Annotated in this window: 10 protein-coding genes; 1 reads left to right on the top strand and 9 read right to left on the bottom strand. The window is 58.4% G+C overall.

Annotation, left to right across the window (positions count from 1 at the left end; genetic code table 11):
* Window positions 1–157 precede the first annotated feature (157 nt).
* Both GQR90_RS14150 and rlmKL read right to left on the bottom strand, forming a co-directional pair.
* Window positions 158–499, bottom strand: a complete 342-nt coding sequence (locus GQR90_RS14150; RefSeq protein ID WP_158774666.1) for a glutaredoxin family protein — start codon at window positions 497–499, stop codon at window positions 158–160.
* 4 nt (window positions 500–503) lie between these two features.
* Window positions 504–2,720, bottom strand: coding sequence for a bifunctional 23S rRNA (guanine(2069)-N(7))-methyltransferase RlmK/23S rRNA (guanine(2445)-N(2))-methyltransferase RlmL (gene rlmKL, locus GQR90_RS14155; RefSeq protein ID WP_158774667.1), 2,217 nt, complete (start codon window positions 2,718–2,720; stop codon window positions 504–506).
* A 489-nt stretch (window positions 2,721–3,209) separates the two neighbouring features.
* On the opposite strand from rlmKL, the gene rmf reads away from it, so the two are divergent.
* On the top strand, window positions 3,210–3,419 hold the full coding sequence (gene rmf / locus GQR90_RS14160) for a ribosome modulation factor (protein WP_024953135.1): 210 nt from the start codon (window positions 3,210–3,212) through the stop codon (window positions 3,417–3,419).
* Window positions 3,420–4,245: 826 nt separating this feature from the next.
* Here rmf and GQR90_RS14165 read toward each other — a convergent pair.
* The 7 genes from GQR90_RS14165 to doeB all read right to left on the bottom strand — a co-directional run bounded on the left by GQR90_RS14165 (window position 4,246) and on the right by doeB (window position 16,091).
* The gene (locus GQR90_RS14165) at window positions 4,246–5,292 is read right to left on the bottom strand and encodes a quinone-dependent dihydroorotate dehydrogenase (protein WP_158774668.1); all 1,047 of its coding nucleotides are present in this window, start codon (window positions 5,290–5,292) and stop codon (window positions 4,246–4,248) included.
* A 221-nt stretch (window positions 5,293–5,513) separates the two neighbouring features.
* A complete protein-coding gene (locus GQR90_RS14170) occupies window positions 5,514–6,617 on the bottom strand; it encodes a hypothetical protein (RefSeq protein WP_158774669.1) in 1,104 nt (367 codons plus the stop codon).
* 279 nt (window positions 6,618–6,896) lie between these two features.
* Window positions 6,897–11,735: an NAD-glutamate dehydrogenase gene (locus GQR90_RS14175; protein WP_158774670.1), complete on the bottom strand. Its 4,839-nt coding sequence runs from the start codon at window positions 11,733–11,735 to the stop codon at window positions 6,897–6,899.
* Between the two features lie 422 nt (window positions 11,736–12,157).
* Window positions 12,158–13,288, bottom strand: coding sequence for a tRNA (uridine(54)-C5)-methyltransferase TrmA (gene trmA, locus GQR90_RS14180; RefSeq protein WP_158774671.1), 1,131 nt, complete (start codon window positions 13,286–13,288; stop codon window positions 12,158–12,160).
* 222 nt (window positions 13,289–13,510) lie between these two features.
* The gene (gene murI, locus GQR90_RS14185) at window positions 13,511–14,461 is read right to left on the bottom strand and encodes a glutamate racemase (RefSeq protein ID WP_158774672.1); all 951 of its coding nucleotides are present in this window, start codon (window positions 14,459–14,461) and stop codon (window positions 13,511–13,513) included.
* Between the two features lie 50 nt (window positions 14,462–14,511).
* Entirely contained in the window at window positions 14,512–15,006 is a 495-nt protein-coding gene (locus tag GQR90_RS14190) for an Lrp/AsnC family transcriptional regulator (protein WP_158774673.1), read from the bottom strand.
* On the bottom strand, window positions 15,003–16,091 hold the full coding sequence (gene doeB, locus GQR90_RS14195) for a N(2)-acetyl-L-2,4-diaminobutanoate deacetylase DoeB (RefSeq protein ID WP_158774674.1): 1,089 nt from the start codon (window positions 16,089–16,091) through the stop codon (window positions 15,003–15,005). Before doeB ends, GQR90_RS14190 begins: the two co-directional genes overlap by 4 nt.
* Between the last annotated feature and the right edge of the window lie 42 nt (window positions 16,092–16,133).

A 16,133-nucleotide genomic window follows, 5' to 3' on the forward strand; every position in this document is an offset into this window, starting at 1 on the left:
CTCAGTAGACATATTCTGACGAGCACGACATATCAAATGCCACAGACAAAAAGACCGCCCATGCAGCCATGCACAGGCGGTCTTTTTGGCTACAGCCTGTTTCTCATGTGAGAAACAGGCCTCGGTCAAGATAACCAACTCAGCCAAGACAGCAAGCTCAGTTGAGAAAGCGGCGTCCATTGCGCATGACCACCGACTCGGGAGCCTCAGCATCGTGTTCCAACGATGAGACTACTTCTGTCACGACCAGCTCGACACCCTGCATCGTTAGCCACTCCGGCAACATTTGAGGAGTGTCAGCAAACGAATACTCTTCGCCTGCCGACGTCTTCAGTACCGGAATACGGAGGGCATAACGCGCCACCCACACTGCCTCATCCGCAACCTCGACCCTCTCCAGCACCACTTGCGCGCCTAACTGCGCAAGCGTTGCCTCGAGTTGCGCGCACAGATGGCAACCTGCCGTGGTAAACAGCTGTAGCGACACAGGCGCGCTCATGCAATCAGCCCTTCACATCACTAGCACGACGAATGCGATAAACGTGATGGATATCCGGACGACGTTTGAAGTCAGGATCCAGCAGCTTACGTGACAGATTTTCCACCACCAGGTGTTCGCTCACACTGTCATCCAATACGAAACGACGATGGTTATTGGAGAAAATCAGTGTACCGCCCGGTGCCAGGCTCGCTACCGCCAAGTCAATCAACCGCGCATGGTCGCGCTGAATGTCCAATGTCCCCTCCATTTTCTTGGAGTTGGAGAACGTCGGCGGGTCCATGAAGATCAAATCGAACTGCTCGCGGGAGCGCTCCAGCCACTTGAGGCAGTCACCCCGTACGAGCTGATGACGCTTCTCGTTGATGCCGTTGAGCTTGAAGTTCTCGCGCCCCCAGTCCAGATAGGTATTGGACATGTCGACACTGATGCTTTCGCTCGCCCCACCCAGTGCGGCATGCACACTGGCTGTCGCGGTATAGCAGAATAGATTGAGGAAACGCTTGCCCTCAGCCTCGCGTGCCAATAGCTTGCGGACCGGACGGTGGTCGAGGAACAGGCCAGTATCCAGATAATCCTTGAGATTCACCCACAGCTTGGCATCACCCTCTTGCATCTCGATGCGCTGGCCAGAGGTATCCTGACGCGTGTACTGCGCCTTGCCGGCCTGGCGAGTCCGCTGCTTGATATGAATATCATTCGGCGAACACCCCAGCACACCGGGTATCGCTGCCAGGGCATCCATCAAACGACGCTGGGCCTGACTGGCATCCACGGACTTGGGCGGCGTGTATTCCTGCACATGGACGTGACGGCCATAGATATCGATGGCCAGCGCATATTCCGGCATGTCGGCATCGTAGAGACGATAGCAGGTGGTATTGCTTTGCTTGAGCCAGCGAGCCAATGCCTTCTGATTCTTCTTCAGGCGATTGGCAAACATCTGACCGCCTTCACTCAGCGCAGGCTGACTGCGAGCATCTTCGGCCACGCTGTCTTCATCAGCCGCGCGCTCACGCATTGTCACGTCAATCATGAGCAGCTTGCATTCGAGCTGACCATTGCGGAAGGCGTATTGGCGGTGAGCACGCAGCCCGAGACGGTGACCCAAATCCGGGTTGCCGGTGAACATCGCCAGCGTCCAGCCACCGAAGTGGCGCTTCATGCGCTCACCCAGGCTTGCATAGAGCGGCACCAGTGCCGGCAATTCCCCCAGACGCTCGCCATAGGGCGGGTTGGTGATCACCAGGCCAGTGGTAGCTTCCGGCGGGCAGGTCAGCTCCGCGACGGAAGCACCTTCAAATTCGATCAATGCCGGAATGCCGGCACGCATGGCGTTGGCACGTGCCGCCGAAATCGCCTGCGGGCTGTAATCACGACCGAAGAGGCGCGCTGTCACCTGACGACGACCCGCAATGGCGCGCTGCTCCATCTCTTCACGTAGCGCCGTCCAGATACGCTCGTCGTGGCGACCCCAGTGACGGCAGGCAAACTGCTCGCACAGCGCTTGAGGTGCGATATCTGCCGCCATCAGTGCCGCTTCGATCAACAGCGTACCGGAACCACACATCGGGTCGACCAGGCTTTCACCACGTGCCGCGCGTGCTGGCCAGTCAGCACGCATCAACAGGGCCGCGGCCAGGTTTTCCTTGAGCGGTGCATGAGCAATGTCCGGACGATAGCCACGCTGGTGCAGGCTACGTCCGACAAGATCGATCCCCAGCGTGATGTAACCGTTGTGCAGATGCGCATAGATACGCAGATCAGCGCCCTTGCCATCAACGATAGGCTTGTTTCGCCCTTCTTCGAACATTGCCTCGACAATGCCGTCCTTGACGGTCTGAGCGCCAAAGAAAGTGTGTCGGATATCTTTCCACGTTCCGTGGAAATCGACGGCGATAGAGGCACGATCAGGTAATTCCATCGCCCAATCGACACCCGAACTCGCCTTGCGCAGCTGCTCGCCAGTATCCACGCCACCCACACGAGTCAGCAGGCGAATGATGCGGTTGGCCAGGCGTGACCACAGGATGGTGCGGTAGGCCATTTCCTGACTGCCATTGAAATGCACACCAGCGACAGTAGTACCAGTTACCTCGGCACCCAAGGCAGTCAGCTCGTCGGCCAGCAGCGTTTCGATGCCGCGCGGGCAGGTCGCGAACCAGGTGGATAGCGGATTGCTGGGCGCACGGGGCGAGGTCGCAGAGGTTGTGTCAGTCATGAATCTCTCACCGGCAAATGCCGGACTTATTCCTGTGAGTTGGCTTCTGGCACTAGCGATATTCCTATACGGCTGTCGACAAGCCAGAGGCAGTGTTCTAAAAACTATAGGTGTAGCTACGAATTCGGATAGGTTACTCGCCATGCAACATCGAGGATCAAGGAGCGAAACCCTCATTTGGGCAATTTTCCAAACCCGCACAGGTATCAGCAGTGTCGGTACAGGAGAACGGCGACCTTTCCATCATCACACTCGAGCGTATTCAGGTAAGGCTTTCAATCATCTCACACCCGCGACCTTTTCCGACATGACTGGTCAACAGAACGAGATGATGAAACACGAGGCAAAGGTGTCTGAAAGGGCATCGGCCTACTCTCTCAATCGACGCTTCATGCTGTATCTGGCGTCTGCGATCAGGCCATGCCTCATCGAGACATCAATGCAGACAGTGATTCACAGCGCCGATGGGTTCTCACATAGAGGTCATCCATGAAGAGACAGAAACGTGATCGTTTTCAGCGTGCCTATGTTCACGGTTACAAGGCCGGAGTGACTGGCCGTTCCCGTGACGAATGCCCCAGTATCGATGTGAATATGCGTGAGTTCTGGATGAGTGGCTGGCGCGAAGGACGTGGAGACCAATGGTCTGGTATGACCGGGGTTTCTGGCATACACAAGAATCCGATGGTGCTGTCCTAGGGTACTGTTCCCTGCTAGATACTGTTCCCTGCTAGATAATGTGGAGTCGTCTCAATACACCGATGTCAGATGCATGAATCATCACATGATGGATGTGACATCGGCATGATGGCGCTTGGCGCCATTCACCCCGCCCACGCAGCCTGATGCGCTGCGCAAGCGGATTTCCGGCATCACGCCACCGGCAAGCCTCTCACAAGGCACCGGCAGGCACGTATAGAGAGGACTCGAGGTGTTCACGGTGAGCCGGCCAATGCCGATCTCACCCGGAAAAATCCCAAGGTTGTCGCAGTGCGGCAACCCTAACGACCAGGGAGGTAACGCCTTATTTCTACCTTGATGACGCACGGTTCGGACGGGATAGCGAACGTGTAGGCAATGGGGCCTGCACGATCGACTACCTTGAAGACCACGATGTTGGCGCTCGTGTCGCGGCACTTGCCATCATGTTCCATGACAAGCGCAGCAGGCGACGGCCTGCAAGGACGACGGTCCAGCGCGGAGCACGACACGGGCATACGTTCAATTGACTGCATCCGCAGGCTTCTCAGAAGCCGCAATACGCTTCAGGCCTGCAATCACCAACCACGGTCCCGATGAGCTCAATGGGCCTCACCCAACCCGTCATCCTTGGCGGAAAAGCGCTTCGCATCGTGCACGCTGGCTGGACATGGCAGCCAACACGGCCCTGACAGATCACGAAGTAACCCTCTGTCAGCGCCATTTCATCTTCACGCCGGTACCGAGGCCGCTTCCTGATACCAGGGAGCGGCTTTTCTATTGATCGTATGTACGCGTCCAGTCAACGCGATGGCCTGTCTGGCCATTACACCCGTATCAGTGTGTCGGCCTTCTCCAATGCACGTACACACTCGCCGACCAATGATGGGCCGCGGTAGATCAAGCCAGAATAAAGCTGGACCAGATCAGCGCCAGCAGCGACCTTCTCACGCGCGCTTTCACCATCGGTGATACCTCCCACGCCAATGATCGGCATCTGCGGCAAGGCCTCACGCAGCCCGCGGATCACACGAGTGGAGGACTCACGTACTGGAGCCCCAGACAACCCGCCCGCCTCATTTGCATGAGGGCTACCCGCCACGGCTGCGCGTTCAATGGTAGTGTTGGTCGCAATCACCCCATCGATACCGTTGTCCGCCAGCGCACGAGCCACAAACAGAATCTCGTCGCTATCCATGTCCGGTGCGATCTTGATCACCAGCGGTACTTTCTTGCCGCGCTGACTATCCAACAGGTCACAACGCTGACGTAACCCGGCCAGCAGTTCGCTCAGGTGATCACCGAACTGAAGATTTCGTAGTCCTGGCGTATTGGGCGATGAGATATTCGCGGTGATGTAGTCAGCATGGGCGTGCACAGCGTCCAGACAGAGCAGGTAATCGCTCAATGCATCATCGACAGCAGTGGTCAGATTCTTGCCAATATTGATGCCCAATACGCCTTGGTACCGTTGTTCCCCAGTCTGGCTCGCTTTGACGCGCTCGATCAGGTGTGCGACACCGGCATTGTTGAAGCCCATACGATTGATGATCGCCTGATGCTCTGGCAGCCGGAAAAGGCGTGGCTTGGGATTACCGTCCTGCCCTTTCGGCGTTACCGTGCCGACTTCGACAAACCCGAAACCGAGCGCGCCAAGTGCCTGAACGTGATCGCCATTCTTGTCGAGCCCTGCCGCGAGTCCGACGCGATTGGGAAACGTGAGTCCCATCAGCGTAATCGGATCTAGCGGAGCCTCTCCGCCAAGTCCACGCCCCAACCCCAGACGGTGCGCCATATCGAGTGCGCTGAGTGTCACGCCATGAGCCGTTTCCGGGTCGAGTCTGAACAGTAGAGAACGGGCGAGCGAGTACATGGCAATCTCCAGGCAACAGACGGGGTCGTGGCAGCAAGCTGGACCACGAGCAAGACTGGGCGCGGATTATACCCGAACCCTCGAACAACAGACACCGCAAGACAGATTGCCCTGCCAATGCGAGCATAAAAAAGGACGACCCCACATAGAGGCCGTCCTTGAGCTATCCGATGAGGTCTTCCGTTAGCGCGACGCTTGCCAGAATGGCCTCCTTGTCCGGATCATTTCACATCAAGCTGCTGCACGCGGATGGTGTAATTGGTGGCACCTTCCATGGACGTGCCGTACTTGCGACCACTGACCCAGACGGTATAACGACCCGGCTCCAGCACGGTCTTGAGATGGAAGTCACCCTCGAAGCCAACCCCCTTGTCACTGGCCACAGCGTTGCCGCTGGCATCCAGCAGGCGCATTTCCAGCTTGTAGGTGCCTTCGCTACCCGGGAAGGTCTCACTATCGATGGTCACGGTACCGCGCTCACCCACATCGAAGGTCAAGACCTCACCCTTCTCGTTGATACGCACATCGGTCACGATCTCGTCGAAGCGACGATCCTGCGGTTCGGCTTCTGCCTGGGTAACAGCAGCGCTGCCCGTGGCAGCAACCGCCGCCTGACCAGCGTCAGCAGCACTGTCAGTCGCCGCCATGGCACCGGAGGCCGCAGCACTGCCTGTCTCGGCGGCCTTGCTTTCACGTGCAGCCTGCTCGGCAGCAGCGACAGTGGCCGGCTTGATGGTCGCGACTTCGTCATCGGAATCGACGAAGGCAGTACGACGGCCGTCACCATCAGTGTCGAGGAAGACCAGACCATCGCCGGTCTCGATACCACTTTCCTCGGCAGTCAGCTTCTCACCGCTCTCGCTGAGACCCGCCACGTTCACTTCGTAGGTGTTGCCTCCTGACTTGCCCGCCCCCAGCTTGTCGCCACGCACACGCAACTTGTAGGTGCCTGGCTGAAGGTCGGTGCTGATCATCAAGCCATCGGAGGCACGATCACCTTCTGCTGTCACGACGGTCGCACCCTGTTCATCTTCCAGGGTCGCCTTGAGCGTGTAAGGGTCGGTCACATCGAAATTGGCATGACCATCAATTTCGTAGCGTCCCGCTTCCTTGATGGTGAACTGGTGAACGCTGGTGCCGCCAAATTGGAAGTTCTGGCTGTGTGCATCACTACGAGGCTTGAGGAACTTGGAGACATCAAGCTTTCCCGCAGCGGCTTCAGCACGCTGCTGAGCGGGACTGCCATCTGCCAGCGCAACCTGGAAAGTCAAGGTAGAAAGGCCGAGCGCAATGGCGCAGGCAAGGGGTAACGCACGATGTGACATGGTGTCTCTGCCTTGTTGTACTGGAACTTTGAAAACGGATGTCTCTGAGTGTTGCCGCAGCAACTTTCAAGACGTGTCATTAAGGTCTACACAAGCCGTTCCCCAGCATACCAGACAGCTGGCGACAGTTACCTTACCGTGGGCGTGGTGATCTGTTTTTTCTTGTTCTGACATGAAAAAAGCCCTCACCAGAGGTGAGGGCTTTCTGTCGTGCCACTGCCGTCACTCAGGCGGCGGCAACAGGGAGCATGGTTCGTCAGCCCCCTGCCATTCTCGTCATCAGGCTTCGCGCTTGGACTCGGCCAGGTCAACCAGTTCACGCAGTGCAACCGCGAACAACGGGAAGCTTAGCGGAGCACCACTCTTCATTTCACCGAGCAGTGAACACCAGCGACCCACCAGGTGCTCATGGCTCGTCATCCAGCTGTCGACACGCTCATCGATCTCACGCGGTGCATTGTCCTGCTTGAGCACACTGACGGTGAGTGCCAACTGCTGGCGATCGAGGTCATCGCGGAAGCTCTCACGTGCCTGGGCCTGCCAGCTGTCCTGTACGTCCAGACCGCTGATCTTGTCACCGACCCACGGTAGCTCGAGGCGATGGCCGATACCATAGAAGGTTTCTGCCACACGATTGATCTTCTCACCCGTCACCTTGGCAGCCTCGATGATGCCGAGACCCGCGTAGAGGCTTGAGGTGGCCGCGATGGTGCTGGCCAGGGCTTCCGGAACGCCTGCATCAACGTAACCATCGCGACGGGCTTCCCAGTTCTCACGCGCTTCACCCTTGAGACGCTCACCGATGCTTTCCGACAACTGTGCCAGACGCGGCGCGAAGTGACCGATGCACTCCTTGACACTCATGGCGCTGCGCTGACGCAGGAACCAGCGAGTCGAACGACGCATCAGACGCATCAGATCACTCATCATGCGGTACTGCAGTTCTGCCGGCACCTGGTGATCCAGCGCTTCGATCTGCACCCACAGCGCTTCAAGGTTGAAGCTGTCACGCGCCACGATGTAGGCACGTGCAATCTCGGCCTTGCCTGCACCGGTAGTGTCTTCAAGACGACGCACGAAGGCGATACCCATGTGATCGACCAGGTCATTGGCGATCTGGGTCGCGGCAATCTCACGCTTCAAGCGGTGCTGATACATCTCCTGCGGGAAGCGCTCCATCAGGACGCGCGGGAAGGCACGTTCCAGATGTTGCTGCACATAGCTATCGTCCGGCACATCAGAGGCGATCAAGCTGGTCTTGAGATCGCTCTTGGCGTAGGACACCAGCACCGACAGTTCCGGCAGCGTCAGCGCTTCATCAGCGTTGCCACGCTCGATCAGTGCTTCATCAGAGGGCAGGAACTCGAGTTCACGATCCAGCGTGCCCGCGGCTTCCAGCTCATTGATGAAGCGACGGAAGACGCCCATGCCTTCCTTGGACTGAAGCTCGGAGAGCGACAGTGCCTGAGTCTGGCGATAGTTGTCCTTGATCACCAGCTCGCCGACTTCATCTGTCATTTCGGCCAGCTGCTGATTGCGCTGCTTGTCGGTCAGATCGCCGCGGGCGACGATGTCGTCCAGCAGAATCTTGATATTGACCTCGTGATCCGAGCAGTTCACGCCGCCCGCATTATCAATGAAGTCCGTGTTGACACGCACACCACGCTTGGAAGCTGCTTCCATGCGGCCACGCTGGGTCAGCCCCAGGTTGCCACCCTCGCCAACGACCTTGCAGCGCAAGTCACGACCATCGATACGCAGGCCATCGTTGGCCTTGTCACCGACATCGGCATGCGTCTCGGCGGAGGACTTGACGTAAGTCCCGATACCGCCGTTCCAGACCAGATCAACCTGCGCCTTGAGCATCGCGTTGATGAGCTCGTTGGGTGCCAGGCGGTCTTCGCTGATGTCGAAGACTTTCTTCATCTGTGGGCTGATGGCGATGGTCTTGGCATCACGCGAGAACAGGCCGCCCCCTTCGCTGATCAGGCTCTTGTCGTAGTCATCCCAGCTGGAACGCGGCAGGCGGAACAGACGTTCACGCTCGGCGAAGCTCTTCGCGGTATCCGGGGTCGGATCGACGAAGATGTTGCGGTGGTTGAAGGCACCGACAAGACGAATCTTCTCGGACAGCAGCATGCCGTTGCCGAAGACATCACCCGCCATGTCACCGATGCCAACCACGCTGAACTCGTCTTCCTGGATGTTGATACCCATTTCGCGGAAGTGACGCTGTACACCAACCCAGGCACCCTTGGCAGTAATGCCCATGCCCTTGTGGTCGTAACCGTTGGCACCGCCGGAGGCGAAGGCATCGCCCAACCAGAAGCCGTACTCATTGGAGATGGCGTTGGCAATGTCAGAGAAGGTTGCAGTGCCCTTGTCCGCCGCGACCACCATGTAGGGGTCGTCTTCGTCGTAACGAACGACGGCGGTCGGCGGCACTACATCACCACCCGACAGGTTATCGGTGATGTCGAGCAGTGCACGGATGAAGATCTGATAGCAGGCGATGCCTTCTTTCTGGATCACATCGCGGTCTGTGGTTTCCGGCATGCGCTTGCAGACGAAACCGCCCTTGGCACCAACCGGCACGATGACCGCATTCTTGACCTGCTGTGCCTTGACCAGCCCCAGCACTTCGGTGCGGAAATCTTCGTGACGATCCGACCAACGCAAGCCACCACGCGCCACCTTCCCACCGCGCAGGTGCACGCCTTCGACACGTGGCGAGTAGACGAAGATCTCGAACATCGGACGCGGCTTCGGCACGTCGGGAATATTGCGCGTGTCGAGCTTGAAGCTGATGTAATCCTTGGCCTGGCCGTCAGCAGCTGGCTGGAAGAAGTTGGTACGCAGCGTGGCCATCATCAGGTCCACGTAGCGACGCAACAGACGGTCGTCATTCAGGCTGGAGACCTGATCGAGAAGACCATTGATGCGTTCACGGCAAGCACTGACATCGTCTTCAACACCCTGACCCTGTGGATCAAAGCGCAGGTTGAACAGCTGCACCAGCTCGCGGGTGATGTCTGGATGACTGCCCAGCGCATTGGCGATGTAGGCCTGAGACAGTCCGAAACGGATCTGCTTCAGATAACGTGCATAGGCACGCAGCATCGCCACTTCACGCCAATCAAGGCCAGAGCCGATGATCAGGCGGTTGAAGGCATCGGATTCCGCTTCGCCAGACCAGATCTTCTTGAAAGCTTCAATGAAGCTCTCGCGAACCTCAGACAGCTCAACCGCACCCTTGCCGTGATGCTCGAGATCAAAATCATGCACCCAGCAGTTGGCGTCGGTACGTGCGATCTCGTAAGGACGTTCGCCGATGACGCGCAGGCCCAGGTTCTCGAGCACTGGCAGCACGTCAGACAGCGGAATCGGCTTGTGCTTGTGGAACAACTTGAGATTGACGCCGGAATTGTCGTCTTCCACCAGGCGATAGGTGCTCAGTGCAACGGTATCACCCTCATCCAGCGCCCGCAGGTGACCCACGTCGTAGACGGCGGTGCGCGGCGAGAAATCGTCACGGTAGCTGCCCGGGAAGGCATCACGGTAGCGCGTCATCAGCTCATTGGCCTGTTCTTCGCCAAAGCCTTCGACCATTGCCTCGTGAAGCTCATCACGCCAGCTACGTGCCAGCTGGGCAATCTTGTTCTCCAGCGCGCGCATGTCGTACTGGCCCGGCTCATCGCCCTTGAAGCGCAGGATGAACTGGATACGCGTCAGCACGGATTCGGATAGATACGGCGTGAAGTCACCGAAGGTGGCGTCCAGCTCTTCGCAGAGCAGATTCTGGATGCGCACACGCAGGTCGGTGGAGTAGACATCGCGCGGCACGAACACCAGCACGGAGAAGAACTTGCCGAAGCGGTCTTCACGCACGATCAAACGCACGCGACGACGCTCACGAATATTGAGGATACTGGTCGCGGTACGCGTCAGTTCATCGGTGGAGATCTGGAAGAGGTCATCACGCGGATAGACTTCCAGAATCTGCAGCAGATGCTTGCCGTTATGCCCCTTCGGATTGACGCCGGCAGCTTCCATGACGGCCTGCACTTTGCGGCGCAGAATCGGCACGTTACGCGGGCTCTGGTTGTACACCGTGGAGGTATAGAGCCCCAGGAAGCGGCGTTCGCCGATCACACGGCCTTCAGCGTCGAAACGCTCGACGGTGATGTAATCCGGATAGGCCGGGCGGTGTACGCGAGCGTGGAAGGCACTCTTGGCGAACGACAGCAGTTCCGGAATCAATACGTACTGGTCGCTGTCGATGCTCTTCTGGTGACGGGACTGCTCGTGATAGCGCTCGAGATCCAGCTTCAACACCCCCAGCTCCGAGCCTTCGACCTTGCTCAGCACACGGGAGCCATCTTCCTGCTCAGCGACGGTGTACTCCTCATAGCCCAGGAAGGTGAAGTGGTCGTTGCCCATCCACGTCATGAAGTCGCAGGCTTCCTGATAATCAGCCTCAGAGACGGTCGGCGGACGTTTGTCGCGCAACTCCTGCAGCGCCTGAGCCCCTTGCCCACGCATGGCTTCGAAGTCATCCACGGCAACGCGAACTTCTGCCAGCACTTCACGCAGGCTGGCTTCAAGATCTTCAAGCGCGGCCTGGTCCGTATGACGATCAACCTCGATATAGATCAGGGATTCACGTGTCTGCGGGGCATTTTCAGCGCGCGGTGACGTGACACGCTCAAGCTTGCCAGCCGCGTCACGCTCGACAGATAGCACAGCATTGTGGATGGCGTGCACGGTGATGCCACGGCGGTTGAGCTCGATACGTACCGAGTCAACCAGGAACGGCATGTCGGCATGCAGCACTTCGATGATGGTGTGGGTCGACTGCCAGCCATGCTTCTCGAAGTCAGGATTGTAGGCGCGAACCTTGGGAGCATCATGGCTCTGCAGGAAGTGCCATACCGCCAGCGTGGAACCGTAGAGGTCATCCAGCTTGCGCTCGGCCATGTCCTCGAAGGAGGCCGTCGCGTGGTAATCGCGCGCAAACGCTGCGATTGCCTGCACCTTATCCTTGGGAAGTCGCTTGTTCAGCTGCTCTTCAAGCTGCGCAAGGAATTCCTGCTTGCCGTCCGTTGCCACGTGTAGCATCAATCACCTCGACTGACCTGATAGAAGTATCAGGAAAAATAGTCATAGAGAATCCGCGCTCGCCTGTCATCAGGCTTCAAGTCACAGATTCATTCAGTGCAGCACAGACTAGCGCAGTCTGCGCCTCTGCTACATGCCTGTTCCATATTGGTCATGCAGCATTACATCTGTGCATCAGGTATTGACTTGCGCGCCAGCACATGAAACGAAAGTCTAATACGGGCATGAAATACCCATGCAGACGTAAAGTGCTCATGAAAAAGCCCCGTTGCCAGCTACCTAGTAGGCAGATGGCAACGGGGCTGTGTAATTTCAAGCACCGAGACAAGTCACGAGCAGATATAGTGCCGCTTTGTGAGCGCGTTCAGTCGTCACTGTTTTTCAATTCATTCACTTTCTACTGCGCCCACCTGCCGTCCAGCTCACTTTTTAACGAGATAGACGCCACATTCCAGGTGATCGGTATAAGGAAACTGGTCAAACAACGCGAAGCGTTCGATACGGTGAGTACGGCACAACACTTCGAGATTATTGAATAGCGTCTGCGGGTTGCAGGAAATATAGACAATGCGCTCGTAGCGGGCTGTCTGTTCGCAGCTGTCATCATCGAGACCCGCACGCGGCGGATCCACCAGAACGGAGCGGAAGTCGTGGCTTTCGAGATCCATCTCCGCTACGCGACGCCCGTCCTTCTCGCCCGCCAGTGCCAGCGAGAAGTCTTCCGCTGACATGCGCACCACCTGAGCATTCTCGATGTTGTTGGCAGCGAGATTGATTTGCGCCGATGCCACCGAAGTGCGCGAGATTTCAGTCGCCAGCACGCGGCGGAAATTCTCGGCCAGCGCAATGGTAAAATTACCATTGCCGCAATAAAGCTCGACCAGATCGCCCTGATCGCGACCTTCCGCCGCTGCCTTGGCCGGATGCGTCACGTCGCGCGCCCAACTGAGCATCGAACAACACATCTCGGCATTGGGCTGGGTAAAGCTGTTCTCGACCTGCTGATAGACATACTCGCGCCCATCAACCTCGAGACGCTCGAAGACGTGATCCTGAGTCAACACGATGTGCTGCTTGCGCGAGCGACCGATGATCATGATGCCGAGATCTTGCTCCAGCGCACGCGCTTCAGCTTCCCAGTCTTCTTCGAGCTTGCGGTGATAGATCAGCGTGATCAGCGCCTCGCCACTCAGCGTGGTAAGAAAGTCGCACTGGAATAGGCGCTCACGCAGTACCGGGCTTGCCTTGATGCGCTCAAGCAGCTGCGGCATCAACGTATTGATGCGCTGACTCGCGACCGGAAACTGATCCATGCGGACGACGGTCTTCTGCTTCTCACCTTCAGAATCGATCTCGACCTCAAACATGGCGTAATAGAGGTCATCGTCTTCGTGCCAGATACGGAATTCGCAGCGCATGCGGTAATGACTGGACGGCGAGGCAAATACCTCAAGTTCCGGCGCATCGAAGGCTGCAAAACGTGCCTTGATCTGCTCAGCCTTCTCGGCAAGCTGGCTCTCGTACTGACTAGGATCGACGACGGGTATGGCCACACTGACTCCTGCCTGCGGGCATACCGCAGTACTGAAACGATGAATAAAGGCACGCAGGCAGTGTCACCAGATGACACGCCAGGCACGTCCATTTAGAGGTTGGGCGCGCTAGCCTACCACCAGCAGCAGGAAGCTCAAGTGTGAGATGAAGGGGAATACGGACAATACGTGCTGACCACCACCAGCAAGTGCGCCATGCCATCGTGTCACGTCATGCCAACATCAGAGGTCATCTTCCAGTAGCAATGCGTGCGCTGGTGCAAAGCCCTGACTGGCCAATGCGATGGACAACCCTGCTTGCTCGACATCGGTCGCCAATGCGATACCTGCAACCGCCTGTTCACGGGTGCCAGCATCCGACGCCCTCAGCGATAACACCTCGGCGACTCGGCGCGCAATCGCGGCACCGGAATCGATCAGCGCCACGCTGCCCTGGCCGCCCGGCACCTCTGGTGATCCTTTTACCAAAGCCGCGGAGATGTCAGCGCTCAGTAGCGGGAAATGCGTGCACCCGAGAATGACCACTTCCAGTTCATCTACGGCGGCCAGGTCAGCCAGGCTGGCCGCCACGACGTCAGGGCGCGCGGGTTCGCCGCGCAGGCGTCGTTCAGCCTCCGCCACCAGCGGATCAGCAGCGACACGAATCACGCGACAGTCGGCGGCGAAGTCATGAATCAGTTTTTCGGTATAGAGACGGCGCACAGTGGCAGAGGTTGCCAGCAGCGCAAACACCGGAGGCTCGCCTTGCGCTCGGCGCGATACGTCCTGACGAGCACGCGCCAGCACCGCAGCAGGCTTGATGGCCGGCACGGTACCAATCACGGGAATGGAAAGCGCCTCACGCAAGGCAGCCAGTGCCAGCGTACTGGCGGTATTGCAGGCGACGACAAGAGCACGTGCGCCACTGGCCTTGACTGCAGCCACACAGACCTCGGTAATTCGCGTCACCAGCCAGTCGTCCGCCTTGGTGCCGTAAGGCAGCGCCGCATTGTCGCAGACATAGGCCAATGGCAGCGCTGGCCACTGACGACGAATCTCGGCCGCGACCGACAGGCCACCGACGCCGGAATCAAAGACCAGCACAGGGGCATCAGCGTGCCCATTCAGACACTCGATGCCGTACTCCGGATCCGGAGGAGCAACATGAGACAGGTGGGCGATGGAAGGCGCCATGATGATGAGGTCTCGCTGGGCGGATGAAGAAGGTCAGCTTGAAGGGCGCGCTATTTTACCTGTTTGGTCACGATGTAGGTGAAATAGCGATCAATCCCCAACTCGGAGATCAACCAGCGATCGATCAATCGCTGATAGGCGTCGATGCTCGCCGTCTCGAGTCGCAACAGATAATCCACACCGCCGCCGACCGCGACACACTCGATCACCTCATCCGCCTCGCGCATGGCCTTCTCGAAGCGCTGGAAGCTTGCCGCATCATGATGTTTGAGGTGGATCTCGACCCACACCGGCGTGCGAGGAGCTGTTGCCAGCTGGCCTGTTTCCTCCAGCAGTGACTGATTGATACGCGCCGCATACCCTTCAATGATGCCGGCCTGCTCAAGACGCTTGACGCGCTCCCAGCACGGACTGACCGAGAGATTGATCTCCTCTGCCAACCGCGATTTGGTAATGCGCCCGTCACGTTCGAGAATCGTCAGAATCTTGAGATCAAAGGCATCGAGCTTCGGTGCAGGCAGCACGCGGATGTGGCTCGCGCTCATGTGGCATCACGCGCGAGGTCATCCACCACCTCCGCGATGACCGCCAGCGTATCGCCCAGCGCTACCTGGGCCGGAAAACGCCGCGCCACCAATACACCATCACGTTCAGCGCGGTACTCCACCGCCGGTTGCCCGGCGCGCCCCAATGGATACACCCGTGCCACGCACTGCCCGACCTCTACCCGCTCGCCGAGGGCAACGCATAATTCCAACAGGCCTTCATGCTCACTCTGCACATAGCAGCTGGCATCCGGCATATCGATCAACAGCGGCGCCTTGGCATGAGACGCAAGAGCGGCGTTCGTCAGCTCATCTTCGAGCTGTGCACGGCTACGATTCTTGAGCACACCACTGAAGGCAAGAAAGTTATCGACGCCGCGATCCGCTATCGCCTGACGCTCCGGCGTGGTCGAGCCCCCACCACCCAGTTCCGTCGTGACGAATATCTTGCCCTGCCGCTCCACTGCGGTGTCGTACAGCGCCTCGGCATCCAGCTCGAACATCATCATCGCGGAAGGTGCGCCGAAGGCCAGTGCGCCCGCAAGACTCTCTGCTTCCTGATGGCGGCAATGCTCCACGCCAAGTGAAGCCTCGAGATAGTCGAGACGATGCGCAGCAGCGAATGGCAGGATGTCCAGCGTACGGCCACCCGAGTGTAGATCGAGCGCGTAGTCACACTGCGGCACCAGCACGCGAGTGAAGTAGTCAGCGATCTGTTGCGTCGGGCCGCCCGCCGGGTCACCGGGAAAACTGCGATTGAGGTTGCCGCCATCCAGCGGCGAACAGCGGCGACCAGCCCGTGCGGCTAACGCGTTCATGGTTGGCACGATGATGACGCGCCCTTGAATCTCTTCCTGCGTCAGACGCGCCGCCAGCTTGTAAAGCGCAGTGATGCCTTCGTACTCGTCGCCATGATTGCCGCCGGTCAGCAGTACCGTCGGACCTTCACCGTTGGCGATCACGCTGATCGGGGTCATTACCGCGCCCCAGGCCGAATCATCGGTAGAAATCGGCAGTTTGAAGAAGCCATGCCGAACGCCAGCAGCGTTCAGATCAATGGTCAGGCTGACGGGGGATTCGCGCATACAAGGCCTCCTTGGCCGGACGGACTGCTCACTCTACAGACA

Source organism: Cobetia sp. L2A1 (assembly GCF_009796845.1).
Classification (GTDB): domain Bacteria; phylum Pseudomonadota; class Gammaproteobacteria; order Pseudomonadales; family Halomonadaceae; genus Cobetia.

What these genes read in the sequence shown, in the direction of transcription:
- GQR90_RS14190 (WP_158774673.1), bottom strand. Translation starts at nt 15,006, where the DNA reads ATGAGCGCGAGCCACATCCGCGTGCTGCCTGCACCGAAGCTCGATGCC.
- rmf (WP_024953135.1), top strand. Translation starts at nt 3,210, where the DNA reads ATGAAGAGACAGAAACGTGATCGTTTTCAGCGTGCCTATGTTCACGGT.
- doeB (WP_158774674.1), bottom strand. Translation starts at nt 16,091, where the DNA reads ATGCGCGAATCCCCCGTCAGCCTGACCATTGATCTGAACGCTGCTGGC.
- GQR90_RS14165 (WP_158774668.1), bottom strand. Translation starts at nt 5,292, where the DNA reads ATGTACTCGCTCGCCCGTTCTCTACTGTTCAGACTCGACCCGGAAACG.
- rlmKL (WP_158774667.1), bottom strand. Translation starts at nt 2,720, where the DNA reads ATGACTGACACAACCTCTGCGACCTCGCCCCGTGCGCCCAGCAATCCG.
- GQR90_RS14175 (WP_158774670.1), bottom strand. Translation starts at nt 11,735, where the DNA reads ATGCTACACGTGGCAACGGACGGCAAGCAGGAATTCCTTGCGCAGCTT.
- GQR90_RS14150 (WP_158774666.1), bottom strand. Translation starts at nt 499, where the DNA reads ATGAGCGCGCCTGTGTCGCTACAGCTGTTTACCACGGCAGGTTGCCAT.
- murI (WP_158774672.1), bottom strand. Translation starts at nt 14,461, where the DNA reads ATGGCGCCTTCCATCGCCCACCTGTCTCATGTTGCTCCTCCGGATCCG.
- GQR90_RS14170 (WP_158774669.1), bottom strand. Translation starts at nt 6,617, where the DNA reads ATGTCACATCGTGCGTTACCCCTTGCCTGCGCCATTGCGCTCGGCCTT.